Here is a 23,007-nt window from a genome sequence, read left to right as displayed (position 1 = left end):
CGGCGCCGGCGTCGGCCTCAGCGGGCGGCGGAGAGAATTTGGTCGTCGTCGGTCGGCACAGGCGCGGACTTCAATTGCGCCTCCTGTTCGATCAGCCGCAGCGTCTGCGCCAGATGGCGTTCGGTGGTCGCCACCACGCCGTCGCGATCGCGACTTCGATACAGCGCCAGCAGTTCGGCGTGGTCGCGATTGTTCATGTCGCGGATGTCGGGATCGGCGAACAGCGACAGCACCACGTAAGGCGAGGCGGCGTGGGCCAGATTGTAGACGACGCCGCCGAGCCGGCCGCTGGTGGTGTTGCCGGTCAGGGCGGCATGAAACTCCTCGTTGAGTCCGGCCCAGCTCTGCGCCGACACCTTGCCGCACATCTTGCGGTAGCAGACCTCGGCGCGCGCCAGATCGTCTTCGGTGATGCGATCGAAGGTGCGGGCGGCCAACAGCGGCTCCAGCCGGATCCGCATCTGGTAGATTTCCTGGACGTCGTCCAGCGTCAGCCCGCGCACCACGGCGCCGCGCCTTGCGTCGAGCGAGATCAGCCCTTCGGACAGCAAGTCCCGAAACGCTTCGCGCACCGGCGTGGTGCTGACCTCGAGCTGGCGCGCGATCTCCTCCTGGCGCAGCCGCGTCCCGGCCGGGTAGCGCCCCTGCAGAATCTTGGTCCGCAGATCGAGCAGGACATGCTGGCGGACCGTCGTGGGCTGTCCACGTCTCCGCATCGTTCACTCCCCTGATTGCCTTCGGCGCGTCGCGACCGCCCGGCTGCTCATCCAGGTTGTCGCGCAGCCGCCGTTCAATCCCGCAATATCACAGATCGGTCCGGGATCGCTGCCGCATCGCTGTGCATTATGCACAATGCATTACAGCCGGCGGCGGACCCCGGCGCGCAGCGGCGGCGATCGAGGCGACGGCGGGCGACTTCGCGCTAACCGTTGTGGCGCAAGGGGAATTGATACTTCTGCGACTTTCGTCTGCGTGCTGGCATGGCCTTTGCAAAGCATTCGCAAAGGAGCAAATCCATGGCAGAGCCGCAGATCCAACTCAGCGTTCGAGACGTCCGCAAGGTGTTTCCCGGAAAGGGCGGCGCCGTACCGGTTCTCGACGGTCTGTCCTTCGACATCTACGAGCGCGACTTCGTCAGCATCATCGGGCCGAGCGGGTGCGGCAAGACGACGATCTTCAACGTGATCGCCGGATTGCTCAACGCCGACAGCGGCAGCCTGATCTATCGCGGTGAGCCGGTCAGCAGCCTGCGCGGCCGCATCGGCTACATGATGCAGAAGGATCTGCTGTTTCCCTGGCGGACGGTGCTGGAAAACGTGCTGCTCGGCCTGCGCGTGCGCGGCGTCGCCGATGCCGAAGCGCTCGACACCGCGCGGGAGTATCTGTCGACCTTCGGCCTGTCCGGCTTCGAGAAGGCCTATCCGAAGACGCTGTCGGGCGGCATGCGCCAGCGCGTGGCGTTGATCCGCACGCTGATCATGGACCCCGACATCCTGCTGCTCGACGAGCCGTTCTCCGCGCTCGACTATCAGACGCGGCTGTATCTCGAAGGCGTGCTGATGGAGGCGGTCGAGACCTTCCACAAGACCGTCATCCTGATCACCCACGACGTCGACGAGGCCGTGGCACTGTCCAAGCGCGTGGTGGCGCTGAGCGGACGGCCGACCAAGGTCAAGAACGTCCATCACATCGACATCGAGCGCGCCGGACCGGTCGAGGCGCGCAGCGATCACCGCTTCTCGGAGTACTTCCACATGCTCTGCGGCGAGCTCGACATTCAAACCCGAAAAGTGAAGTCCAACTGATGAGCAGCGCCACAGAAGTCGCATCCCGCGCCGGCGGCTCCGCCGTCCGACCCGCTCTCGAAAAGGTCAGCGCCACGCAGCGTCTGATCGTCGCGCTCGATACGCATGTCGGCCGCACCGCGCTGCAGACGCTGGCGGTGGTGGCGTTCTTCCTGCTGTGGGAGTTCGGCGTCCGGATGGGCTGGATCTCCGAATTCCTGGTCGGCAAGCCGAGCGGGATCTGGTTGCGGTTCGAAGCCCAACTGCTCGACGGCTCGCTGTTCGTCGACAGCGGCTACACTCTTTACGAAGCGCTGATCGGCTTCGTCGTCGGCACGATCGTCGGATCGGTTCTCGGCCTCGCGATGTGGTATTCGATCTTCGTGGCACGAATGGTCGAGCCGTTCATCGTGGCGCTGAACAGCGTCCCGAAGATCGCGCTGGCTCCGGTGATCCTGCTGTGGTTCGGCACCGGGCTGTTGTCGAAGGTCGTGCTGGTGGTGTCGATGACGGCGCTGGTGGCGCTGATCGCGGCCTATCAGGCCGCCAAGGACAGCGACAAGGACCTGCAGTCGCTGATGCTGTCGATGGGCGGCTCCAAGCACCAGATCTTCTACAGCGTGGTGGTTCCGTCGTCGCTGCCGGCGATCATCGCCACCTTCCGGATCAACATCGGCTTCGCGCTGGTCGGCGCGGTGGTCGGAGAGTTCATCTCGTCCAAACGTGGCCTCGGCCATCTCGTTTACAACGCATCGAGCCTCTACGACCTCAACTCGGTCTGGGTCGGCTTGTTCGTCCTGATGTTCATGGGCTTCGTGCTCTACCACGGGATCGATGCGCTGGAGCGCTACCTGCTGCCTTGGAAGCAGGACGCCGGACACGTCCGGATTCAGGCCTAGACGCGGCCGCACCAACTACCACCATCCTGTTCACTCAACCTCGGAGCCGAAACCTCATGCGTTCGATCGGAAGACTCGTCGGTGCAGCCACTGTCGTGGCGTCGCTCGTGATCTCGACAGCGGTGCCAACCGCGGCGATGGCCAAGCAGGTCAAGATCTCGCAGGCCTTTCAATCCATGCTCTACCTGCCGTTCTACGTCGCGCTGGACAAGGGCTTCTTCAAGCAGCAGGGCCTCGACGTCGACAAGGAGACCGCCGGCTCGCCGACGACGGCGCTGTCCGCCGTGCTGTCGGGCAGTGCGGCGTTCTCGATCCACGGCCCGGAGTGGACCGCGATCGCCAATTCGAAGGGCGCCGATGTCGCCATCATCTGCAACGTCGTGAACGGCGCCGCCGTGTGGGTCGCTGCCACGCCCGACTTCAAGTACGACACGCTGCAGGATCTGAAAGGCCAGAAGGTCGTCGCCGGCCTGATGCCGACCACCAGCACCTCGCTGTTCATGAAGCTCTTGAAGGACAACGGCATGAAGCCGGACTCCGACGTCGACCTGCTGCAGGTGCAGATCGGCTCCGAACCGGGCCCGTTCCTCGGCGGTCAGGCCAAGCTGGCGGTGCTGTACGAGCCGGGCCTCGACCAAGTGGTGGCCAAGGGCATGAAGGTGGTGATCGGATTCCCGAAAGCCTACGGCCCGTACGCGTTCTCGTCGATCACCGCGCGCAAGAACGTCGATCCCAAGGACGCGCAGGCGGTCGTCAATGCGATGGAGCTGGCGCTGCGCTTCATGAAGAACAATCCGGATGAGACGGTCGCAATCGCCCAGAAGGAATTCCCGACGCTCGATCCCAAGATCGTCGAAGCGGCGGTGCGGCGGATGATGGCGGAGAACGTCTATCCGAGCAGCGTGCAGACCACGCAGCAGGCGTTCGAGACCGCGATGCAGACCCAGATCGCGCTCGGCAATCTGAAGCAGGCGCCGAAGTACGAGGATTTCGTCATCCAGGACTACGTCAAGCCGGCGCTCGCGCTGAAGTAACGAAGCCGACACGCCGGCGATCCGAGAGATCGCCGGCGTCTTGTTCCCGTGCCGAGGACCATCTCCACCATGTCGTATCCGTTGGGACTGCTTGCGGTCCATCGCGCGTTTCGTGAAGGAACGCTCAGCCCTGCCGACTATCTCGCCACCTGCATCCAGCGCGCCGACGAGGTCGAGCCGTGGCTGAAGGCGTTCTGTCATCGTCTGCCGGCCGATCAGCTCGCGGGCGGCGAGGGGCCGCTGGCCGGCGTCCCGATCGGCGTCAAGGACATCATCGCCACCGCCGGCATCCCGACCACCAACGGATCGCGGGTCTACGCCGATCACGTTCCGGATCAGGACGCCCCGATCGTCACCCGCATCAAGCAGCTCGGCGGCATCGTGTTCGGCAAGACGGTGAGCACCGAGTTCGCCTGGCGCAGCCCCGGGCCGACGGTCAATCCCCACAACCCGCAGCACACGCCCGGCGGCTCGTCGAGCGGGTCGGCGGCCGCGGTGGCGGCCGGCATCGTGCCGATGGCGCTCGGCACCCAGACTGTCGGTTCGATCGTGCGCCCCGCCGCCTATTGCGGGGTGGTCGGATTCAAGCCGAGCTTCGGCGCGATCGTGCGCGATGGCGTCCACCCGCTGGCGCAGTCGCTCGATCACGTCGGCTTCCTGACCCGGTCGGTCGCGGACGCGGCGTTCGCGTTCGGGCTGCTGGCGGACGGGGCCGACGCTGCGGGGGCGGCGCAGGCGGTCGAGGGTGACGTCCTTCCGGCGATGTCGTCGCTCCGCCTCGGCGTGGTGCGCCCGCCGATCTGGGATCGGGTCAGCGCCGAGCAGAACCAGGCGTTCGAGACGGCGCTGGAAAAGCTTCGGCGCGCCGGCGCCAGCGTCGAGCCGCTGGCGCTTCCCGAACGCTATTGGCAGGGCTTCGAAGCCGCGGAGGTCATCCTGGCGGCGGAGGCGGCCACGATCTTCGATGCGCTGGTGACGCAGTATCCCGAGCTGACCAGCCCGCAGCTCAAGGAGCTGGTGGCGGCCGGGAATGCGATCAGCGCGCCGCGCTACATCTGGGCCCTGCAACTGCAGGCATCCCTGCGGGAGGAACTTCCGCGGCATCTCAGCGGTCTCGACGGCATCCTGACCGTGCCGGCGCCCGGCGAGGCTCCGGAAGGCCTGACCTATACCGGTGACGCCAGTTTCTGTGCGCTGTGGACGATGCTGGGCGTGCCGGCGCTGACGATGCCGATCGCCCGCTCGGCACGCGGCCTGCCGCTCGGCCTGCAGGTGATCGGCGGATTTGGCGAAGATGCCAAGCTGCTGCGCACCGCGCGGGTGGTCGAAGCGCAACTGGCGAACTGACACGATCGACGCGCGGCTGCTGCTTTGCCGCCGCGCGTCGGTTCAGGATCGCACTTTGACGTAGCTGCCCGGCGCGTCTTCGAGCGGCGGGTAGGCTTCGTTGCCGATGGCGCGGGCGGGGACCTGCTCGTCGTCGAACGCGCCGATCCAGCTGCGCCAGTCCGGCCACCACGAGCCCTTGTGCTCTTCGGCGCCGCTGAGCCAGTTGGCGACCGAGCCGGCGAAGATGTCGGGGTTGGTCCAGAATTGGTACTTGTTCGCCGCCGGCGGATTGATCACGCCGGCGATATGGCCGGAGCCGGACAGCACGAATTTCACCGGACCACCGAAGAATTGCGAGCCGTACAGCACCGATTCCGCCGGCGCGATGTGGTCTTCGCGGGTGGCGAGGTTGTAGATCGGCACCTTGACCTTGGTGAGATCGAGCGTGGTGTTGTCCAGCACCATGGTGCCGGCCGACAGCTTGTTGTCGAGATAGCAGTTGCGCAGGTAGTAGGAGTGGTTCGCCGCCGGCATCCTTGTGGCGTCGGAATTCCAGTGCAGCAGGTCGAATGCCTGCGGCGGCTGGCCCTTCAGGTAGTTATTGACGACGTAGGACCAGATCAGGTCGTTCGGCCGCAGCATGTTGAAGGCCATCGCCATCTTGGCGCCTTCGAGCACCCCGGTGATCTTCATTTCACGTTCGACCGCCGAGATCTGCTCCTCGTCGACGAACACCATCAGGTCGCCGGCGTGGGTAAAATCGACCTGCGTGGTCAGGAAGGTCGCTGAGGTCACGCGGACCCGGCGGCGTTCGGCGAGCCAGGCCAGCGTCGAGGCGAGCAGGGTGCCGCCGACGCAGTAACCCAGCGTGTGCACCTTCATCTCGCCGGTGACCTTCTCGACCACGTCCATCGCGGTCAGCGGGCCGAGCTTCATGTAGTCGGCGAAATCCTTGTCGGCGAGGCTCTTGTCCGGGTTGACCCAGGAGATCACGAACACCGTGAGGCCCTGGTCGACGCACCATTTGATGAACGACTTCTCGGGTTTCAGGTCGAGAATGTAGTATTTGTTGATCCACGGCGGCACGATCAGCAGCGGGGTGCGCTGCACCGTCTCGGTGGCGGGCGCGTACTGGATCAACTGCATGATCTCGTTCTGGAAGATCACCTTACCCGGAGTCACCGCCATGTTGACGCCGACCTCGAGGCCGGCTGGATCGGACTGCCGGATCTTGAGATGGCCGCGGCCGGACTGGATGTCGTCGGCCAGCATCTTCATGCCGCGTACCAGATTGTCGCCGCTGCACTCCAGGGTGTGGCGGGTCAGCTCCGGATTGGTCATCACGAAGTTGGATGGCGCCAGCGCCGTAGTGAGCTGCTGGACGTAGAACGCCGCCTTGCGCTTGGTGTGGGGATCAATCTCGGCGTTCTTCACCAGTTCGTCCGCCCACTGCGTGGTCAGCAGATAGGCCTGCATCAGGAAGTCGTAGAACGCGTTGGTCTTCCATTCCGCCGCTGCGAACCGCTTGTCGCGCGGCGAGGGGGCGATCGCCGGCTCGGCCTGTTCGCCGGCGAGGCGCTTCGAAGCTGCGCCCCACAATTCGAGATACGACTTGCCGAGCTTCTGCTGTAGCTCGTTGGACCGGGTCTGATCGGACAGCCAATAATTGGCGACCGTGGAGAAGCTCCGGACCATTTCGGTCAGACCCGGTGGCGGGTGACCTTCCGGCGGCACCGCGCCGTTCTGCGACTTCATCATCGTCGCCAGGGCCTGGCTGCCAGACTCCATCGCCTGCGCCAGATTGCGGGCGAATGCATCCGGATCGAACTTCGGGGGCGCCTTGGATTCAGGGAGCATGTCGGTCATGAGGCAACACTACAGTCCGGTGCAAAAAATCCGCTGAGATTTGTCGTCGCGCCCCGGATGATGGCATAGTTCGGTAAACGTCGCTGATTTCCATGTGCTGCAGTGCGACAAATTGCGCTTGATTTAGCCACATTGGCATCCCACTGAGACGATCGGGTCGGTTATTGTCGTCGGTCGGTGCTGGCTGGTTCGGACCCAATTGAGCTAGGGTGTAAATCCGCGAGTGCGGCGATCGTTGCGAGCCGCGACGATCGAGAAGGCGGGGCCGCGTGAAGGCGAGTTGGGGAATGCGAGGAGCTGGCACGGGGGGGCGAACAAGGGCCGGCATGCGGGGCACTTTGATTGCCGCGTTGCTGGTAGCCGGTTGCGCGCTCGGCGGATGCTCGGTTTCGCTGTCCGATATGCCGCTGCTCGGCGGCAGCGATACTCCCGCCAAACCCAAGGAAGCCGCATTTCCGGCCGTGAACGACCTGCCGGCTGATCGCGAGGAAGCGGTGCTGGCGCCGGCCGAGCGCAACAAGATCGAGCAGGAATTGATTGCGGCCCGCGAACGCCAGGCGAACGCGAATGCCAGCGCAGGCGCTCCGGCGCCGGCCGCGGGTACCGCGGCCGCCAGAACGGCGGCGTCGAGATAGCCGGACCGACGCCGCCATCGACGACCCGCCGCCGGGGCAGGTGAAGATCGCGAGCAGGCTGCATGTCAGCCTTGTCGCCAACAGCCGCAAATTCGATCGAATCAGGGCGTTGCTGCGCGTTTATCGGATTCCCCTCCGATCAAGAACGCGGTAACGATCCCACCGTTACCCGGAGTCGAGGACCATGGAAGAATTCTACCGCATCCGCCGCTTGCCGCCTTACGTGTTCGAGCAGGTCAACCGGGCCAAGGCCGCCGCGCGCAACGCCGGAGCCGACATCATCGATCTCGGGATGGGCAATCCGGACCTGCCGGCGCCGCAGCACGTCCTGGACAAGCTGAAGGACACCCTGGGCAAGCCGCGCACCGACCGCTACTCCGCCTCCCGCGGGATCACGGGGCTCCGCAAGGCGCAGGCGGCGTACTACGACCGCCGGTTCGGCGTGAAGCTGAATCCCGACACCCAGGTGGTGGCGACCCTCGGCTCCAAGGAAGGCTTCGCCAACGTCGCCCAGGCGATCACCGCTCCCGGCGACGTCGTGCTGTGCCCCAACCCGAGCTATCCGATCCACGCCTTCGGCTTCCTGATGGCGGGGGGCGTGATCCGCTCGGTGCCGGCCGAGCCGAGCCCCGACTTCTTCGCCGCGGCCGAGCGCTCGATCATCCATTCGATCCCCAAGCCGATCGCGCTGATCGCCTGCTATCCGTCTAACCCCACCGCCTATGTGGCTAGCCTCGACTTCTACAAGGACCTGGTGGCGTTCGCGAAGAAGCACGAGATCATGATCCTGTCGGATCTGGCCTATGCAGAGGTGTATTTCGACGACAACAATCCGCCGCCGTCGGTGCTGCAGGTGCCGGGCGCGATGGACGTCACCGTCGAGTTCACTTCGATGTCGAAGACGTTCTCGATGGCAGGCTGGCGCATGGGCTTTGCGGTCGGCAACGAGCGCATCATCGCCGCGCTGGCGCGGGTGAAGTCGTATCTCGACTACGGCGCCTTCACCCCGGTCCAGGTCGCCGCCACCGCGGCGCTGAACGGCCCGGACGACTGCATCAAGGAGATGCGGGAGACCTACAAGAAGCGCCGCGACATCCTGGTCGAGAGCTTCGGCCGCGCCGGCTGGGACATCCCGCCGCCGTCGGCCTCGATGTTCGCCTGGGCGCCGCTGCCGCCGGCCTTCCGCGAACTCGGCAGCATGCAGTTCGCCACCTTGATGGTGGAGAAGTGCGGCGTCGTGGTGTCGCCCGGCGTCGGCTTCGGCGAGCACGGCGAGGGCTTCGTCCGCATCGCGATGGTGGAAAACGAGCAGCGCATCCGCCAGGCCGCGCGCGGCGTCCGACGCTTCCTTGAAAGCGGCGTCGAAACGTTGCACAACGTGGTGCCTCTCGCCGTTCAGCGATAGGCCCTCATTGGAGGCCGCCCGCCGGCCTCCGGGTCTTTCCCCAAGAAAAGCCGGTTCCGGCAGCAGGTCAGCGCGTCATGGTCGCGCCACTCAGAGTGGGTATTGCGGGTCTCGGCACCGTGGGTGCCGAAGTCGTCCGCGTCATCGAACGGCAGGAGCGGACCTTGTCCGCTCGCTGCGGCCGTCCCGTGCGCGTGGTCGCGGTCACCGCGCGCTCCAAGGCGAAGAAGCGCGGGCTCGATCTTGCCGGCATCAAATGGGCCAAGAGCCCGCTGGCGATCGCCACCGATCCCGAGGTCGACTGCTTCGTCGAGCTGATCGGCGGCGCCGGCGATCCCGCCGGTCCTGCGATCGAGGCGGCGCTGACTGCCGGCAAGGCTGTGGTTACCGCCAACAAGGCGCTGATCGCCAAGCACGGCCTCAAGCTCGCGTCGCTCGCCGAGAAGCACAATGCGGCGCTGAACTACGAGGCCGCCGTCGGCGCCGCGATCCCGGTGATCAAGACGCTGCGCGAGGGCCTCGCCGGCACCGATATCGACCGCATCTACGGCATTCTCAACGGCACCTGTAACTACATCCTGACCCGGATGGAGCAGGAGGGGCTGTCGTTCGACGACTGTCTCGCCGATGCCCAGCGGCTCGGTTACGCCGAAGCCGATCCGACCTTCGATATCGACGGCCACGACACCGCGCAGAAGCTGGCGATCCTGGCGAGCCTGGCGTTCGGCACCAAGGTGTCGGAGAGCTCGGTCTACGTCGAAGGCATCCGCTCGATCACGCCGGAAGATCTCCGCGCAGCCGACGATCTCGGCTACCGCGTCAAGCTGCTCGGCGTCGCGGTGCGCACCGCCAAGGGCATCGAGCAGCGCGTGCATCCCACCATGGTGCCGAAGACATCGTCGATCGCGCAGGTGATGGGCGTCACCAACGCGGTGTCGATCGACGGCGACGGCATTCCGCCGATCACCCTGGTCGGCGCCGGCGCCGGTGCCGCTGCGACCGCGTCCGCCGTGGTGGCGGATATCGCCGATGTCGCCCGCGGCATCCGCGCGGTGCCGTTCGGTCGGCCGGTTTCTGGACTGAAGCCAACCGCGAAGGCGCCGATGCAGCGCCACGAGGGCGGCTATTACTTGCGGCTGTTGGCGCGCGATCATGCCGGCACCGCCGCGACCATCGCCACGCGGCTCGCCGAGCAGGACATCTCGATCGAGTCGATCGTGCAGCGGCATCCGCACCGCAGCGTCGATGCCAACGGCAAGGCCGCCAAATCGTCGGTTCCGGTGCCGGTGATCCTGATTACTTACGCCACCGCCGAAGACGCGGTGCGCCGCGCCCTGCAGGCGGTGCAGCGCGACAAGGTGATCAGCGGCCGGCCACAGGTGATCCGGATCGAGAAGAACTGAGTTCGACCATTCGTACAGCCCCCGCCGCAAGCGCGGGGGCGCTGTTTTGAGGAGCTGGGCCGATGTCGACCACCATTTCCGTTCCGCCGCAATTGCTGCTGGAGCGCATCCTGACGCTGGAGATCGTGCGCGTGACCGAGCGCGCTGCGGTGTCGGCTGCGCGGCTGCGCGGCCACGGCAACGAGAAGGGCGCCGACCAGGCCGCGGTGGACGCGATGCGCCGCGAGCTCAACAAGATGCCGATCGAAGGCACCATCGTGATCGGCGAGGGCGAGCGCGACGAAGCCCCGATGCTGTTCATCGGTGAGAAGGTCGGCGCCGGCATCGACGCCGGTCCGAAGGTCGACATCGCGGTCGACCCGCTCGAAGGCACCACGCTGTGCGCCAAGAACATGCCGGGCTCGATCGCCACCATGGCGATGGCCGAAGGCGGCACGCTGCTGCACGCGCCCGACGTCTACATGCAGAAGATCGCGATCGGCCCGGGCTACGACAAGAACCTGATCGACATCGATGCGCCCCCCGAAGACAACATCCGCCGCCTGGCAAATGCCAAGGACGTGTCGGTGCACGATATCACCGTGCTGGTGCTCGACCGGCCCCGCCACGCCGAGCTGATCGCCAAGATCCGCGCCACCGGTGCCGGCGTCCAGCTAATCACCGACGGCGACGTCGCCGGCGTGATTCACTGCGCCGATCCGGACAATACCGGCGTTGACATCTACATGGGCACCGGCGGTGCGCCGGAGGGCGTGCTGGCCGCGGCGGCGCTGCGCTGCATCGGCGGCCAGATGCAGTGCCGGCTGCTGCTCGACACCCACTCCAAGCGCAACCGCGCCGAGTCGATGGGCATCGAAGATCCGAATTTCGTGTACCAGATCGAGGACATGGTGAAGGGCGACTGCCTGTTCGCCGCGACCGGCGTCACCGACGGTTCGCTGCTGTCCGGCGTCAAGTTCCGCAAGGACGTGATCCAGACCGAGACCGTGGTGATGCGTTCGGTCACCGGCACGGTGCGCTACATCAAGGCCGATCACCGCCAGTTCGAGAAGTTTCACCTGGATTAAGGAGATCGTCGGATGGCCGTCGAGATTCGTCCCGTCGGCCCCGACGAGCGGGCCGCCTGGGAGCCGCTGTGGGCCGGCTACCTCGAGTTCTACAAGGCGACCCTTGCACCCGAGGTCTCCGACGTCACCTGGGCGCGGTTTCACGATCCCGCCGAGCCGATGCATCTGCTCGGCGCCTATGTCGACGGCAAGCTCACCGGCATTGTGCAGTTCATCTACCACCGATCGTGCTGGACGGCCGGTGACTACTGCTATCTGCAGGACCTGTTCGTCGCCGACACCGCCCGCGGGCTCGGCCTAGGCCGCAAGCTGATCGAAGCCGTGTACGCGCGTGCCAAAGCGGACGGCTGCAGCCGCGTGCATTGGCTGACCCAGACCGGCAACGCCACCGCACGGCTGCTTTACGACCGCATTGCCGAGGATTCCGGCTTCATGCAGTATCGGAAGGTGTTTTAACGCGTCATTCCGGGGCGCCCACGGCGTAGCTGTGGGCGAGCCTGGAATCTGAAGCCTGTTACTTGCCTATCGAGATTCCGGCTTGCCGCTTCGCACGCCCCGGAATGACACGAGAGGGCGAGAGAAAGACAAGCAGGCAGGAAGCGACGACTGAATACGTCGCAAGGGAGGACAATGATGGCCGGAAGAGCCGAACCGACGAACGTGCAAGCCCTGATCTTCGACGTGTTCGGTACCGTGGTCGACTGGCGCACCAGCCTGATCGATGACTTGACGGCCTATGCGGCGCGGCGTGGCCTCAATGGCGATTGGACCGGGCTGGTCGATGCGTGGCGGCAGGCATACGTGCCGTCGATGGATGAGGTGCGGAAGAACCCGTCGCGCGGCTTCATCAAGCTCGATGATCTGCACCGCCGCTCGCTGGAGCAGCTCGCACCGCAGTTCGGGTTCGACAATCTCGGCGACGATGACCTGACCTACATCACCACCGGCTGGCATCGACTGAAGCCGTGGCCGGACGTGATCTCCGGACTGACGCGACTGAAGTCGAAGTTCATCATCAGCCCGCTGTCGAACGGCAACGTCGGACTGCTGACTCGGATGGCGAAGAATGCCGGGCTGCCGTGGGATCTGATCCTCGGCGGTGACGTATTCGGACACTACAAGCCCGATCCCGAGACCTATCTCGGCGCTGCGAGGCTGCTCAATCTGCCGCCCGAGCAGGTGATGATGGTCGCCGCCCACAACAACGATCTGGCCGCCGCGCAGGCGCTCGGCCTGAAAACGGCCTTCATCGCGCGCCCGACCGAATACGGCCCGCTGCAGAAGCTCGACTTCGAGGCCACCGGCGACTGGACCGTGGTGGCGGAGGATCTCAACGGAGTGGCCGACGCGCTGGGGTGTTAAAGGCAGATCCGCCACACGAGCACGCCGTCATCCTGAGGCGCCGCCGCGCAGCGGCGGCCTCGAAGGATGAGCCACAAGTTGGTCGCCGCCGCATCCTTCGAGGTTCGCCTCGCTCGCCTCAGGATGACGACACCGTTTAGGTTGTGAGCGAAAAGCCCTGGGACGCGCTGCCTCGGTTTGCGCCATCGGCGCTTCGTGCTTATCTGCGCGGACCATGACGCCTCCCATCTCCACATTGCCGCCCGAAATCGTGCCGGCGTTTCTCGGCGTGACCCGCTCGGCCACCGGCAAGGCGTGGCGCGACCGGCTCGACGCGCGCGCCACTGCGAAGGCGCAGGCGATGGTGCAGCGCTATCAATTGCCCGAGATGCTGGCGCGGGTGCTGGCCGGGCGCGGCGTCGAGATCGATCAGGTCGAGGACTTTCTCGACCCGACCATCCGCAAGCTGATGCCCGACCCGGCGTCGCTCACCCAGATGGAAGCCGGTGCCAAGCGGATCGCCGATGCCGCTTTACGCAGCGAGAAGGTGGCGATCTTCGGCGATTACGACGTCGACGGCGCGACCTCGTCGGCTTTGCTCGCCTGGCATTTGCGCCATTGCGGGCTCGATCCGTTGATCCACATTCCCGACCGGATCTTCGAAGGCTACGGCCCGAACATCGACGCCATCCGCATGCTGGCCGGCAAGGGCGCGACGCTGCTGATCACTGTCGACTGCGGCACCACCAGCTTCGAACCGCTGGCCGAAGCGCGCCGGCTCGGGATGAGCGTGGTGGTGATCGATCATCATCAATGCGGCGACGAGCTGCCCGAGGTCGAGGCGCTGATCAACCCGAACCGGCCCGACGATCTGTCCGGGCTTGGCCATCTCGCCGCGGTCGGCCTGGTGCTGATGACGCTGGTCGCGGTCAATCGCGAGCTGCGGCATCGCGGGTTCTGGAGCACCGAGCGGCCCGAGCCGAATCTTTTGGACATGCTGCACCACGTCGCGCTCGGCACCGTGGCGGACGTCGCGCCGCTGATCGGGCTGAACCGCGCCTTCGTCGCCAAGGGTCTGATCGCGATGCGCCGCCGCGATCACGTCGGCCATACCGCGCTGATGGATGTGGCGCGGCTGAATGGTCCGCCGGAGGCGTGGCATCTCGGCTTCATGCTCGGGCCGCGGATCAATGCCGGCGGCCGCATCGGTCGCGCCGATCTCGGCGTCCGGCTGCTGCTGGAATCCGACGTTTCCGAAGCCGCCCGGATCGCCGCCGAGCTCGACCGCCTCAACAGCGAGCGCCGCGAGATCGAACAGAAGGCCGAGGCCCAGGCGGAAGCCGAAGCGCTGGCGTCGCTCGGCCTCGAGGACAAGGGCGCGGTGATCGTCACCGCGTCCGAAGGCTGGCACCCCGGCGTGGTCGGGCTGGTCGCGTCGCGGCTGAAGGAGAAATTTGGCCGCCCCTCATTCGCGATCGCGCTGGAGCCAGGCGGCATCGGCACCGGCTCGGGCCGTTCGATTTCCGGCGTCGATCTCGGCAAGGCGGTGCGCCAGGCGGTGCACGATGGGCTGCTGCTGAAGGGCGGCGGCCACGCCATGGCGGCCGGCGTGACGCTGCGGAAGGAGCGGCTCGCCGAATTCCGCGCCTGGCTGGAGACGACGCTCGCCGGCGACGTCGCCAAGTCGCGCCACGTCAACGAGCTGTATATCGACGGCGCGGTTTCGGCGCGCGGCGTCACGCCGGAACTGGCGGCGACGCTGAACCGGGCAGGGCCGTTCGGTGCCGGCAATCCGGAGCCGATCGTCGCGCTGCCGGCGCATCAGCTCGTCTATGCCGACGAGGTCGGCCAGTCGCATCTGCGGCTGCGCTTCAAGGCCGGCGATGGCGCGACCGTCAACGGCATCGCGTTCCGCAGCATCGGCCAGAAGCTCGGCAATGCTCTCACCGAGAACCGTGGCCAGACCCTGCACGTCGCCGGCTGTCTCAGCGTCGACCGCTGGCAAGGCGCCGAGCGTGTGCAGCTCCGTGTCATCGATGTCGCGGTGCCCGACGCCGGGCCCACGATGATCAGGTGATGAGCGCGAGATCTCGAACGGTGGATGACAAGCTGAATCCTTAAACTGCCGTCATCGCCGTACTTGATCCGGCGATCCATCTTTCAAGAGCGATGGATGGCCGGGGCGAGCCCGGCCATGACGTGAATTGCAGTCAGATGAGCGGGGATGCTTGAAGCTAAGTACAGATCTCGCCCTGCATCACCAATTCCCGAAACAGCTCGACCGCTTTCGGATTGAGTGCGCCTTCTTCCGGCAGCACCAGCGGCAGGTCGGGCGGGGCGAGGATGGCGAACTGGCGGCCCCATTCGTAAACCCATGCCAGACCGTCCTGGAACATCACCTCGTCGTCATATCGAGGGGTACGGCCTGAACGGGCCTCGGCGAAGCCGCGGCGGAAGGTGGTGTTCCAGACGATTTCGTCCAGCGGAGCTTGGAAGGTTTCGGCCTGCGGGCGCACGTCGGTCATGGCTCAATCCGGCGATACATCCTGAAGAAAGGGCGGAAGGGTATTATTCCACGGCTCGGCCACGGCAAAACCCTGACTTTCGGTCAATCGCCCCGGTCGTGCTTGGCGGGGATCAGATAGGCCGGGAGCAGCCGGCGGATCAAGCCGGCCGATGCCTTGCGAAACGCAGGATTGTGCAGGCAGACGCCGCCGATCAGGCCGACCACGCAGCCGATCGCGGTATCTATGAACCGCGCCTCGATGATCTGGTGCACCGGCTCCTGGCCGAGCGTGGCGGCATCGGCGAGGAAGATGGTGAGCGGGGTGATGAAGATCACCGCAAATCCGTAGTGCCGGATCACCGCGGTCTCGATGATGAAGCTGAGCGCGATCACCGCGAAGGCGATGCTCCATTTCTCCAGTGGCAGCGCCAGCAGCACGGCGGCGAGGCCGAGTCCGATCACCGTGCCGAGCAGACGGTGCAGGTGCCGGTTCCAGACCGCTCGGACCGACAGGCCCTGGATCACCGCGAGACAGCTCACCGGCACCCAATACGGCCGCTCGAGCTGCAGCGCCTGGGCCAGCGCCAGTGCGCCGCCGACGAATACGCCGATCACCACCGCGTCGAGCACGACGTGCTCGAAATCGTCGGTCGCCAGCGGCGGCACCGGCAGCGGATCACGGATCCGCAGCACCACCACCGAGTAGATCATCGCGATCAGGGTGGCGAGCAGGCTGCCGAGCACGAACAGCCCCGCCTTCAGCGGTAGCTGCATCAGATCGCCCGGCGTATAGGCGGCGATCGCGGCGGCCATCACGAAGAACATGCTGCCGGGTGGGCCGATCCGATAGAACCGGCAGAGCATCGTCACCAGGATCGCCGTGAAGGTGAGCGCCGGCACCAAGAGCCAGGGTAGCAGATGCACGATCAGTCCGAGCGTGTAGCAGGCGGCATAGCCGAAGCCGGCCGCCATCATCGACACCATGCGATGGTGCAGCGGCGTGCGCGGCAGGTACAGAAACGCCATGCCGCCGAGCGACGAGATCAGGCCATAGTCGAGATGATCGAAATACGCGCCGATCAGCATAGGCACGCCGGCCGCCAGCGCCGCCGAGAACGGCATCTGCCACGGCCGGTCGCTCGGATTGAAGGTGACGAGCGCGCGCCACTCCTCCTGCGCCAGCGCCTTGATCCGGTGCCACGTCCAGTGATGTTGAAGCATCGACGAAGCCTGCGGTCTCTATCCACCCTGCCGCAGTCGTGCCAGCACCTTCAGCCCGCCGTAGCCGTCGGCGGGCAGCAGGCCGGTCTTGAGCTGGAAGTCGCGGATCGCCTTCATGGTGTCGTTGCCGACCCGGCCGTCAGTGCCGCCGGTGTCGAAGCCTGCCCGGGTCAGCCGCGTCTGCATCTCCTGCACCTCGGCGAGCGTCAGCGCGCGCTCCGAGCCGGGGAACGGATGCACGAACGGACCGCCGCCGAGAATGCGGTCGCCGAGATGGCAGATCGCCAGTGCGTAGTTCATCGACGGGTTGTAGCTCTTCACCGCGTAGAAGTTCGGCCCGATCAGGAATGTCGGGCCGCCCTTGACGGGCACCCACATCGTCGCGCTGGCCGAGGAATTGGGGAACGGCTGGCCGTCGGCGCGGGTGACGCCGGAACGCGACCACTCCGAGTAAGTGCGCCGGCCGCTGGCTGCGCCGCCAGGGCCTTCAACCTCGTAGCCCCAATGCTCGCCGCGCTGATACTTGCCGCGGCGGACCAGATACTTCGCGGTCGAGCCCAGGGCGTCGTCGGGCCGGCCGAACGGCGACACCCGGCCGTCACCGTCATAGTCGATGCCGACGTTCAGCCACACTTCCGGCATCCACTGGCTGTGGCCCATCGCGCCGGCCCAGGAGCCGCGCATTTCCTCCGGCGTAGACCAGCCCTTGTCGACAATCCGCAGTGCGTTGATCAGTTCGGTTTCCCAATACGCTCGCCGCCGCGGTTCGCGCCAGGCCAGCGCCGCCAGCGACGGAAACACCGGACGCATGTGGTTCTGCTGCACCAGAGGATCGCCATAGGCGCTCTCGACCCCCCACAGCGCCAGCAGCGTGCCGCGTTCGACGCCGAAATCGCGCTCGATCCGCCCGAACAGCGCTTCATTCCTGCGCAGCGCTTCGCGGCCGGCGGTGATGCGCCAGTCCGACACCCGGCGGTTGATGTATTGCCAGAGCTGCTCGTGGAACTCGGGCTGCTTCTTCAGCTTGGCGAACACCGACATGTCGGGCTCGATCGAGCCCATCACCCGGTCCCAGGTCCGGGTCGATATGCCCTTGGCCAGCGCCTTGGCGCGAAACCCATCGCGCCACCGGTCGAAATCGGGTGACGCAGCCGCGTGAGCCGCGGCCGGCAGCATCACGGCTGCGCCGAGCGCAGTTTGCAGCAGGCGACGGCGGGTCGGCGAATGAAAGGAATCGCGATCGGGCATGCGCGACAGTCTAGCGGGATTGCCGCCGACCGCCAAAGCCGATGGCCGCTGATCGAGCGCCGGGCAGAGGGGAAATGGTTCCGACGGGACGCCAGCGACACGATGTCTCTGCCTGTGCTCTTGTACCGCCGTGATCGACACACACCTGTGACCATCGAGATCCGCAAGGTTCGCACGCGGCGCGATCTCGCGGACCGCTCGAACGAGGATAGCAGGTGGACCAACAGCTCGAGGCACCGCCGGACACCGACGACCTTACGGCCCGCGGGGCGGCCGATCCGGAGCCATGTATCCCGCAACCGACCGCTCTGCAGCGGCTGCTGATGGTGATCAATCGCGGCAGTCGCTCCGGCGGTCAGGCGGTCGGTGTAGCGGGTTCCCGTCTCAGTGCGGCCGGATTCGATCTGGTCGTGTCCGCGCCGAGCAGTCCGCATGAGGTTGCGCCGTGGATCGAGGCCAATGCGGATGGCGCGGCAGCGGTGGTGATCGCGGGCGGTGACGGCACCCTGAACGCGGCGGCACCGGCACTGGTGAAAACCGGGCTGCCACTCGGCATCATTCCGGCCGGCACCGCCAACGATCTGGCGCGAACGTTGGGTCTGCCGCTCGACATGGAGGCCGCTGCGGACGTCATCGTCGCCGGCTACCGCAAGACCATCGATCTGGGCGAGGTCAACGGTCACAAGTTTTTCAATGTCGCCAGCGTCGGGCTCAGCGCCGATCTGGCGCGGGAGCTCAGCGGCGAAAGTAAGCGTCGGTTCGGTCGTTTCAGCTATGCGCTGACTGCCGCGAAAGTGCTGAGCAAGGCACGGCCGTTCCGCGCGACGATCGTGGCGGCCGACGAGGATGTGCGGGTGAAGACGATGCAGATTGCGGTCGGCAACGGCCGCTACTACGGCGGCGGCATGGCGGTCGAGCAAACCGCCGAGATCGACGACGGCCAATTCGATCTATATTCGCTGGAATTCGCGCAAGTGTGGAAGCTACTCGCGGTCGCCTATGACTTCCGAAAGGGGCAGCATGGACTGTGGAGCGAAGTACGCGCCGCCCGCGGCACCTCGTTCGAAATCCGCACCCGCAAGCCGCGGCCGGTCAACGCGGACGGTGAGCTGGTGACCTTCACGCCGGCGCGGTTCGAGCTGCTGCAGAAGGCCGTCAGCGTGTTCGTCCCGAAAGACGTCCCGCCGCGCCGTTGAGCCTGCAAAGAGCGAAGCCACGAAAAAGCCCGCCGGTATGCGGCGGGCTTTGGCAGCAATCGGCGAGGCTGAGCTCGATCAATCCTTGGCGCGCTCGACGTAGGAGCCGTCTTCGGTCAGCACGACGATGCGGGTGCCGGTGCCGATGTGCGGCGGAACCTGGGTGCGGACGCCGTTCGACAGCACCGCCGGCTTGTAGGAGGACGACGCGGTCTGGCCCTTGGTCACAGGCTCGGTCTCCACCACTTCGAGCGTGGCGCGCTGGGGCAGGGTGATGGCGACGGCAGTGGTGTCGTGCATCGACAGCTTCACCACCATGCCTTCCTGCAAGTACGGCGCCGAAGAGCCGACGACGTCTTTTGCGACCTGCACCTGATCATAGGACTCCGGCTCCATGAAGTGGAAGCCTTCGCCATCCTCGTACAGGAAGGTGTAATTGCGCTCTTCGATGGTGACCTTTTCGACCTGGTCGGTGGTCTTGTAGCGCTCCGAGATCTTCACGCCGTCGCTGATTCGGCGCATTTCGATCTGACTGACGGGCGTGCCCTTGCCGGGATGGATGTTTTCGGCAGACAGGACGACGTAAAGCTTCCCATCTTGCTCGAGGACGTTGCCCTTGCGAATAGAACTGGCGATGACTCTCAAAGGAATGTTTCCTGTCGTTCAGGTCCGGGCCCGATCCGGGCGTTGGTATCCCGAGGCCGAAACGGTTTCGGGGCGCAACATACTGATTTGTGGCGTTGATGCCAGTGTTTTGCGCGGCCGCGCGGGGGCGACTTGAGGTGAAGGAGCAATCCGGCCCGTCGCCCTGGTGGAACAGGGATAGGTATCTGGACCGACAGCCATTTTTGCGCGCGCGGGGGGCGGTGACCCGGTCGGTGCGGGCCTGGTTCGAGACGGCGGGCTTTACCGAGGTCGAGACCGCGATCCTGCAGATTTCGCCCGGTAACGAGACCCATCTGCACGCCCCGCGCACTGAACTGTTGGGACCGGACGGCGAGCGGCGCTCCCGATACCTGCGGACCTCGCCGGAATTCGCCTGCAAGAAGCTGCTGGCGGCTGGCGAGACGCGAATCTTCGAGCTCGCCCGGGTATTTCGCGACCGCGAGCGCGGCCGGGTGCATCTGCCGGAGTTCACCATGCTGGAGTGGTATCGCGCCGAGGCGCCGTACCAGCAGGTGATCGACGACTGCGTGGCGCTGGTCCGCGTCGCGGCCGGGGCCACTGGCATCGATACGTTCTCGTTCAGGGGGCGGCGCGCCGATCCGCAGGCCGAGCCCGAGTGTTTGACCGTGGCTGGGGCGTTCGCGCGTTTTGCCGGCATCGATCTGCTTGCCACGATCGCCGAAGGTGAGGGAGATCGCACGGCGCTGGCACACGCGGCAGCTCCACGCGTGCGGATCGTCGATGACGACACTTGGTCCGACATCTTCAGCAAGGTTCTGGTCGAGCATGTCGAGCCGCGGCTCGGCGATGGGCGGTTGACGGTGCTGAGCGAATACCCGGCGCCCGAAGCGGCGCTGGCGCGGACCAAACCGGACGATCCGCGGGTCGCGGAACGCTTCGAGCTGTATGCCTGCGGCGTCGAACTCGCCAACGGCTTCGGCGAACTCACCGATGCGGGCGAGCAGCGCGCGCGGTTCGTCGCGGCGATGGACGAGAAGGAGCGGCGTTACGGCGAGCGCTATCCGCTCGACGAGGCTTTTCTGGCGGCGGTCGCCGAGATGCCGGAGGCCAGCGGCGTTGCGCTCGGCTTCGACCGGCTGGTGATGCTGGCGGCCGGCGCAACCACGATCGATCAGGTGGTGTGGACGCCGCCGGCAGGCGAGGGCGCATGACCAAGGTCACCCAACTGAATACTCCGGCGTCGGCGACGTTGCGTCATCCGGACGAACTGATCGCCGAGGGCTTCGCCTCAGCGGATGATCGCCCGATGCTGGAGCAGGTCGCGGCGCGCTATGCGGTCGCGGTGACGCCGGCGGTCGCGGCGCTGATCGATCGCGATGACCCCGACGATCCGATCGCGAGGCAGTACATCCCGCGCGCCGAAGAGCTGTCGTCGCTGGCATTCGAACGCGACGATCCGATCGGCGATGCCGCGCACGCGCCGGTGGAAGGCATTGTGCATCGGCACCGCGACCGCGTGCTGTTCAAGCCGGTGCATGTCTGCGCGGTGTATTGCCGGTTCTGCTTTCGCCGCGAGATGGTCGGGCCCGGCAAGGACAACGCGCTGTCGCGCGAGGCGACCGCGGCGGCGCTGGACTACATCCGCGCGCATGACGAGATCTGGGAAGTGATCTTCACGGGCGGTGATCCCTTGATGCTGTCGCCGCGCAGGCTCAGCGAGATCATGGCGGAGCTTGCCGCGATCGAGCACGTCAAGATCGTCCGCTTCCACACCCGACTGCCGGTCGCCGATCCGACGCGGATCACGCCCGATCTGGTGCAGGCGCTGCGCACGCCCAGCAAGACTACTTGGCTGGCGCTGCACGCCAATCACCCGCGCGAGTTCACCGCTGCTGCCCGCGTGGCGTGCGCCCGGATCATCGACGCCGGGATTCCGATGGTGAGCCAGTCCGTCTTGCTGCGTGGGGTGAACGACGACCCGGACACGCTGGAGGCTCTGATGCGCGCCTTCGTGGAATGCCGGATCAAGCCTTACTACCTGCATCACGGCGATCTGGCGCCGGGCACCGCGCATCTGCGTACCACGCTGGCGGAAGGTCAGGCGCTGATGCGCGCGCTGCGCGGGAATGTGTCCGGACTTTGCCAGCCCGAATACGTGCTCGACATTCCCGGCGGCTATGGCAAGGCGCCGGTTGGCCCCAATTATTTGTTGGACGCCGATGGAACCGATCCGAATTCGCGCTATCGTGTCGCCGACTATTGCGGCGAGGTCCATCTGTATCCGCCGCGGTCGGGATAAGCGGCGGTTCGCTGTCGCAAGGCAAGTCCGGCAACCGGGCCGGGGGTGATGAGTTGGTGTCGTGTCGGGCGGGACCATTGGCCGACGTAGACCGCTGCGATGCCGGAGCGTGCGCTGAAAGCCTCGCGATGGCAGCTTGGATGGAAGGAGAGCTCCGATGAAACCTGTAATGATCGCGGCCGTAATCCTGGCGCTGAGTGGCGGAGCGGCGTTGGCGCAATCCGGCACCAGTGCCGGTGCCGGCGGTTCGACGACCTCTCCGGGATCTTCAATTAGTGGGGCCGACGTCCGGCAGGCGCCGATCGGGCATCGGCAGCCGCGACGGGACGACACCCCGCCGGAACAGAGGATTGATCAGATCGACCCGGCCGATGCGGCGCTCGACCGCAAGATCAAGAGCATTTGCCGCGGCTGCTGAGGGCGAACCGCGGCAGACTTGGCCGGCTCAGATGCCGGCTCAGGTGCTCTTGCGGGCGGCGAGCGCCATCGCGATCAGCGAGGTGCCGCCGAACACCAGATTGATGCCGATCAGCAAGCCGATCGCCCAGACAGTGCCGGGCCAGCCCGAGATGATGATGAACGCCACCAGGATGTCGGCAATACCGGCGGCGAGCATCCAGCCCCAGCTTTCCGACATCCGGCCGCGATGCTGGAAGGCGTACATGATGCTGGCGACGCCTTCGGCCAGAAAATACACGCCGACGATGAAGGTGAGAGTCAGCGTGCCTTGCAGCGGCATCGCGATCAGAACGACGCCCGCCACCAACGCCAGCACCGCAGACAGCAGCGACCACCAGAACCCCGGGGCTTGGCGCGCCCAGATCGAGAACAAGATCCCGGCACCGCCTGCGACCAAAAAGAGCGAGCCGAGCAGGATGGTGAAGGTAATGCTGGCAAGCAGTGGCAGCAGGATCGCAGCAAGGCCGATCACCAACAATAGAATACCTTCGAACAGAAAGGCCTTCCAGTGATCGCGGATGGTAGCCTCGACGCGGGCTTGCAGCCGCTCTACGCCCTCAGGGCGAAGACTGTCGTCTGGCAGAGACATCAGGGTTCTCCTTCATTGGTTCCCAGGCAGGAACTTACCCCGCGCAACGCCCATCTCCGGTAAATAGTTCAGAGCTATTCGTGGTCGTCAGCCGCGTGA

The 23,007-nt window shown here is 65.9% G+C and carries 22 protein-coding genes; 15 read left to right on the top strand and 7 right to left on the bottom strand.

The genetic code is table 11. The features are described 5' to 3' along the window. Window positions 1-17 precede the first annotated feature (17 nt). Window positions 18-716, bottom strand: a complete 699-nt coding sequence (locus tag DU475_RS03810) for a GntR family transcriptional regulator (protein ID WP_164630778.1) — start codon at window positions 714-716, stop codon at window positions 18-20. A 300-nt stretch (window positions 717-1,016) separates the two neighbouring features. Between DU475_RS03810 and DU475_RS03805 the strand changes: the two genes are divergently transcribed. The 4 genes from DU475_RS03805 to DU475_RS03790 all read left to right on the top strand — a co-directional run bounded on the left by DU475_RS03805 (window position 1,017) and on the right by DU475_RS03790 (window position 5,064). Continuing rightward, window positions 1,017-1,805, top strand: coding sequence for an ABC transporter ATP-binding protein (locus DU475_RS03805; RefSeq protein ID WP_114359814.1), 789 nt, complete (start codon window positions 1,017-1,019; stop codon window positions 1,803-1,805). After that, window positions 1,805-2,683: an ABC transporter permease gene (locus DU475_RS03800; protein WP_164630776.1), complete on the top strand. Its 879-nt coding sequence runs from the start codon at window positions 1,805-1,807 to the stop codon at window positions 2,681-2,683. Before DU475_RS03805 ends, DU475_RS03800 begins: the two co-directional genes overlap by 1 nt. A 56-nt stretch (window positions 2,684-2,739) precedes the next feature. Continuing rightward, window positions 2,740-3,717, top strand: coding sequence for an ABC transporter substrate-binding protein (locus DU475_RS03795; RefSeq protein WP_164630774.1), 978 nt, complete (start codon window positions 2,740-2,742; stop codon window positions 3,715-3,717). 69 nt (window positions 3,718-3,786) lie between these two features. Further along, window positions 3,787-5,064, top strand: a complete 1,278-nt coding sequence (locus DU475_RS03790; protein ID WP_164630773.1) for an amidase — start codon at window positions 3,787-3,789, stop codon at window positions 5,062-5,064. Between the two features lie 42 nt (window positions 5,065-5,106). Here the strand turns inward: DU475_RS03790 and DU475_RS03785 are convergent, their stop codons facing one another. Further along, window positions 5,107-6,912, bottom strand: a complete 1,806-nt coding sequence (locus DU475_RS03785) for a PHA/PHB synthase family protein (protein ID WP_164630771.1) — start codon at window positions 6,910-6,912, stop codon at window positions 5,107-5,109. A 338-nt stretch (window positions 6,913-7,250) separates the two neighbouring features. Between DU475_RS03785 and DU475_RS03780 the strand changes: the two genes are divergently transcribed. The 7 genes from DU475_RS03780 to recJ all read left to right on the top strand — a co-directional run bounded on the left by DU475_RS03780 (window position 7,251) and on the right by recJ (window position 14,840). Continuing rightward, the gene (locus tag DU475_RS03780; RefSeq protein ID WP_234713347.1) at window positions 7,251-7,547 is read left to right on the top strand and encodes a hypothetical protein; all 297 of its coding nucleotides are present in this window, start codon (window positions 7,251-7,253) and stop codon (window positions 7,545-7,547) included. Window positions 7,548-7,731: 184 nt separating this feature from the next. After that, window positions 7,732-8,952, top strand: a complete 1,221-nt coding sequence (locus DU475_RS03775; RefSeq protein ID WP_047308712.1) for an LL-diaminopimelate aminotransferase — start codon at window positions 7,732-7,734, stop codon at window positions 8,950-8,952. A gap of 77 nt (window positions 8,953-9,029) precedes the next feature. Then, window positions 9,030-10,355, top strand: a complete 1,326-nt coding sequence (locus DU475_RS03770) for a homoserine dehydrogenase (protein WP_013502710.1) — start codon at window positions 9,030-9,032, stop codon at window positions 10,353-10,355. 62 nt (window positions 10,356-10,417) lie between these two features. Further along, the gene (glpX, locus tag DU475_RS03765) at window positions 10,418-11,422 is read left to right on the top strand and encodes a class II fructose-bisphosphatase (protein WP_013502709.1); all 1,005 of its coding nucleotides are present in this window, start codon (window positions 10,418-10,420) and stop codon (window positions 11,420-11,422) included. 12 nt (window positions 11,423-11,434) lie between these two features. Next, window positions 11,435-11,878 (top strand): GNAT family N-acetyltransferase, encoded by a 444-nt coding sequence (locus DU475_RS03760; protein ID WP_164630769.1) that lies wholly within the window; start codon window positions 11,435-11,437, stop codon window positions 11,876-11,878. A gap of 177 nt (window positions 11,879-12,055) precedes the next feature. After that, window positions 12,056-12,784 (top strand): haloacid dehalogenase type II, encoded by a 729-nt coding sequence (locus tag DU475_RS03755; RefSeq protein ID WP_164630767.1) that lies wholly within the window; start codon window positions 12,056-12,058, stop codon window positions 12,782-12,784. 214 nt (window positions 12,785-12,998) lie between these two features. Then, a complete protein-coding gene (gene recJ / locus DU475_RS03750) occupies window positions 12,999-14,840 on the top strand; it encodes a single-stranded-DNA-specific exonuclease RecJ (RefSeq protein WP_164630765.1) in 1,842 nt (613 codons plus the stop codon). A gap of 157 nt (window positions 14,841-14,997) precedes the next feature. Here recJ and DU475_RS03745 read toward each other — a convergent pair whose 3' ends face one another. From DU475_RS03745 to DU475_RS03735, 3 genes are all read right to left on the bottom strand, one after another. Then, window positions 14,998-15,288, bottom strand: a complete 291-nt coding sequence (locus tag DU475_RS03745; RefSeq protein WP_013502705.1) for a hypothetical protein — start codon at window positions 15,286-15,288, stop codon at window positions 14,998-15,000. Window positions 15,289-15,371: 83 nt separating this feature from the next. Then, window positions 15,372-16,490 (bottom strand): FUSC family protein, encoded by a 1,119-nt coding sequence (locus DU475_RS03740; protein WP_164630763.1) that lies wholly within the window; start codon window positions 16,488-16,490, stop codon window positions 15,372-15,374. 18 nt (window positions 16,491-16,508) lie between these two features. Further along, window positions 16,509-17,738: a lytic murein transglycosylase gene (locus DU475_RS03735; RefSeq protein WP_164630761.1), complete on the bottom strand. Its 1,230-nt coding sequence runs from the start codon at window positions 17,736-17,738 to the stop codon at window positions 16,509-16,511. A gap of 290 nt (window positions 17,739-18,028) precedes the next feature. Between DU475_RS03735 and DU475_RS03730 the strand changes: the two genes are divergently transcribed. Further along, the gene (locus DU475_RS03730) at window positions 18,029-18,934 is read left to right on the top strand and encodes a lipid kinase (RefSeq protein WP_349644157.1); all 906 of its coding nucleotides are present in this window, start codon (window positions 18,029-18,031) and stop codon (window positions 18,932-18,934) included. A gap of 78 nt (window positions 18,935-19,012) precedes the next feature. On the opposite strand, the gene efp is transcribed toward DU475_RS03730, so the two are convergent. Further along, entirely contained in the window at window positions 19,013-19,579 is a 567-nt protein-coding gene (gene efp / locus DU475_RS03725) for an elongation factor P (RefSeq protein ID WP_013502701.1), read from the bottom strand. A 98-nt stretch (window positions 19,580-19,677) separates the two neighbouring features. On the opposite strand from efp, the gene epmA reads away from it, so the two are divergent. From epmA to DU475_RS03710, 3 genes are all read left to right on the top strand, one after another. Beyond that, entirely contained in the window at window positions 19,678-20,772 is a 1,095-nt protein-coding gene (gene epmA, locus DU475_RS03720) for an EF-P lysine aminoacylase EpmA (RefSeq protein WP_205524209.1), read from the top strand. Beyond that, window positions 20,769-21,860 carry a lysine-2,3-aminomutase-like protein gene (locus tag DU475_RS03715; RefSeq protein WP_164630755.1) on the top strand — a complete coding sequence of 364 codons (1,092 nt, stop codon included), beginning with the start codon at window positions 20,769-20,771 and terminating at the stop codon, window positions 21,858-21,860. Before epmA ends, DU475_RS03715 begins: the two co-directional genes overlap by 4 nt. A 157-nt stretch (window positions 21,861-22,017) precedes the next feature. Continuing rightward, window positions 22,018-22,278, top strand: coding sequence for a hypothetical protein (locus DU475_RS03710; protein WP_013502698.1), 261 nt, complete (start codon window positions 22,018-22,020; stop codon window positions 22,276-22,278). A gap of 39 nt (window positions 22,279-22,317) precedes the next feature. Here the strand turns inward: DU475_RS03710 and DU475_RS03705 are convergent, their stop codons facing one another. Continuing rightward, window positions 22,318-22,908 (bottom strand): HdeD family acid-resistance protein, encoded by a 591-nt coding sequence (locus DU475_RS03705; protein WP_164630753.1) that lies wholly within the window; start codon window positions 22,906-22,908, stop codon window positions 22,318-22,320. Window positions 22,909-23,007 lie beyond the last annotated feature (99 nt).

Origin of the sequence: Rhodopseudomonas sp. WA056 (genome assembly GCF_010906995.1) — a bacterium.
Taxonomy (GTDB): domain Bacteria; phylum Pseudomonadota; class Alphaproteobacteria; order Rhizobiales; family Xanthobacteraceae; genus Rhodopseudomonas; species Rhodopseudomonas palustris_G.
The sequence above is the reverse complement of the archived record's forward strand: the minus strand, read 5'-3'. Positions and strand labels throughout refer to the sequence as shown.

What these genes read in the sequence shown, in the direction of transcription:
- DU475_RS03810 (WP_164630778.1), bottom strand. Translation starts at nt 716, where the DNA reads ATGCGGAGACGTGGACAGCCCACGACGGTCCGCCAGCATGTCCTGCTC.
- DU475_RS03805 (WP_114359814.1), top strand. Translation starts at nt 1,017, where the DNA reads ATGGCAGAGCCGCAGATCCAACTCAGCGTTCGAGACGTCCGCAAGGTG.
- DU475_RS03800 (WP_164630776.1), top strand. Translation starts at nt 1,805, where the DNA reads ATGAGCAGCGCCACAGAAGTCGCATCCCGCGCCGGCGGCTCCGCCGTC.
- DU475_RS03795 (WP_164630774.1), top strand. Translation starts at nt 2,740, where the DNA reads ATGCGTTCGATCGGAAGACTCGTCGGTGCAGCCACTGTCGTGGCGTCG.
- DU475_RS03790 (WP_164630773.1), top strand. Translation starts at nt 3,787, where the DNA reads ATGTCGTATCCGTTGGGACTGCTTGCGGTCCATCGCGCGTTTCGTGAA.
- DU475_RS03785 (WP_164630771.1), bottom strand. Translation starts at nt 6,912, where the DNA reads ATGACCGACATGCTCCCTGAATCCAAGGCGCCCCCGAAGTTCGATCCG.
- DU475_RS03775 (WP_047308712.1), top strand. Translation starts at nt 7,732, where the DNA reads ATGGAAGAATTCTACCGCATCCGCCGCTTGCCGCCTTACGTGTTCGAG.
- DU475_RS03770 (WP_013502710.1), top strand. Translation starts at nt 9,030, where the DNA reads ATGGTCGCGCCACTCAGAGTGGGTATTGCGGGTCTCGGCACCGTGGGT.
- glpX (WP_013502709.1), top strand. Translation starts at nt 10,418, where the DNA reads ATGTCGACCACCATTTCCGTTCCGCCGCAATTGCTGCTGGAGCGCATC.
- DU475_RS03760 (WP_164630769.1), top strand. Translation starts at nt 11,435, where the DNA reads ATGGCCGTCGAGATTCGTCCCGTCGGCCCCGACGAGCGGGCCGCCTGG.
- DU475_RS03755 (WP_164630767.1), top strand. Translation starts at nt 12,056, where the DNA reads ATGGCCGGAAGAGCCGAACCGACGAACGTGCAAGCCCTGATCTTCGAC.
- recJ (WP_164630765.1), top strand. Translation starts at nt 12,999, where the DNA reads ATGACGCCTCCCATCTCCACATTGCCGCCCGAAATCGTGCCGGCGTTT.
- DU475_RS03745 (WP_013502705.1), bottom strand. Translation starts at nt 15,288, where the DNA reads ATGACCGACGTGCGCCCGCAGGCCGAAACCTTCCAAGCTCCGCTGGAC.
- DU475_RS03740 (WP_164630763.1), bottom strand. Translation starts at nt 16,490, where the DNA reads ATGCTTCAACATCACTGGACGTGGCACCGGATCAAGGCGCTGGCGCAG.
- DU475_RS03735 (WP_164630761.1), bottom strand. Translation starts at nt 17,738, where the DNA reads ATGCCCGATCGCGATTCCTTTCATTCGCCGACCCGCCGTCGCCTGCTG.
- epmA (WP_205524209.1), top strand. Translation starts at nt 19,678, where the DNA reads ATGCCAGTGTTTTGCGCGGCCGCGCGGGGGCGACTTGAGGTGAAGGAG.
- DU475_RS03715 (WP_164630755.1), top strand. Translation starts at nt 20,769, where the DNA reads ATGACCAAGGTCACCCAACTGAATACTCCGGCGTCGGCGACGTTGCGT.
- DU475_RS03710 (WP_013502698.1), top strand. Translation starts at nt 22,018, where the DNA reads ATGAAACCTGTAATGATCGCGGCCGTAATCCTGGCGCTGAGTGGCGGA.
- DU475_RS03705 (WP_164630753.1), bottom strand. Translation starts at nt 22,908, where the DNA reads ATGTCTCTGCCAGACGACAGTCTTCGCCCTGAGGGCGTAGAGCGGCTG.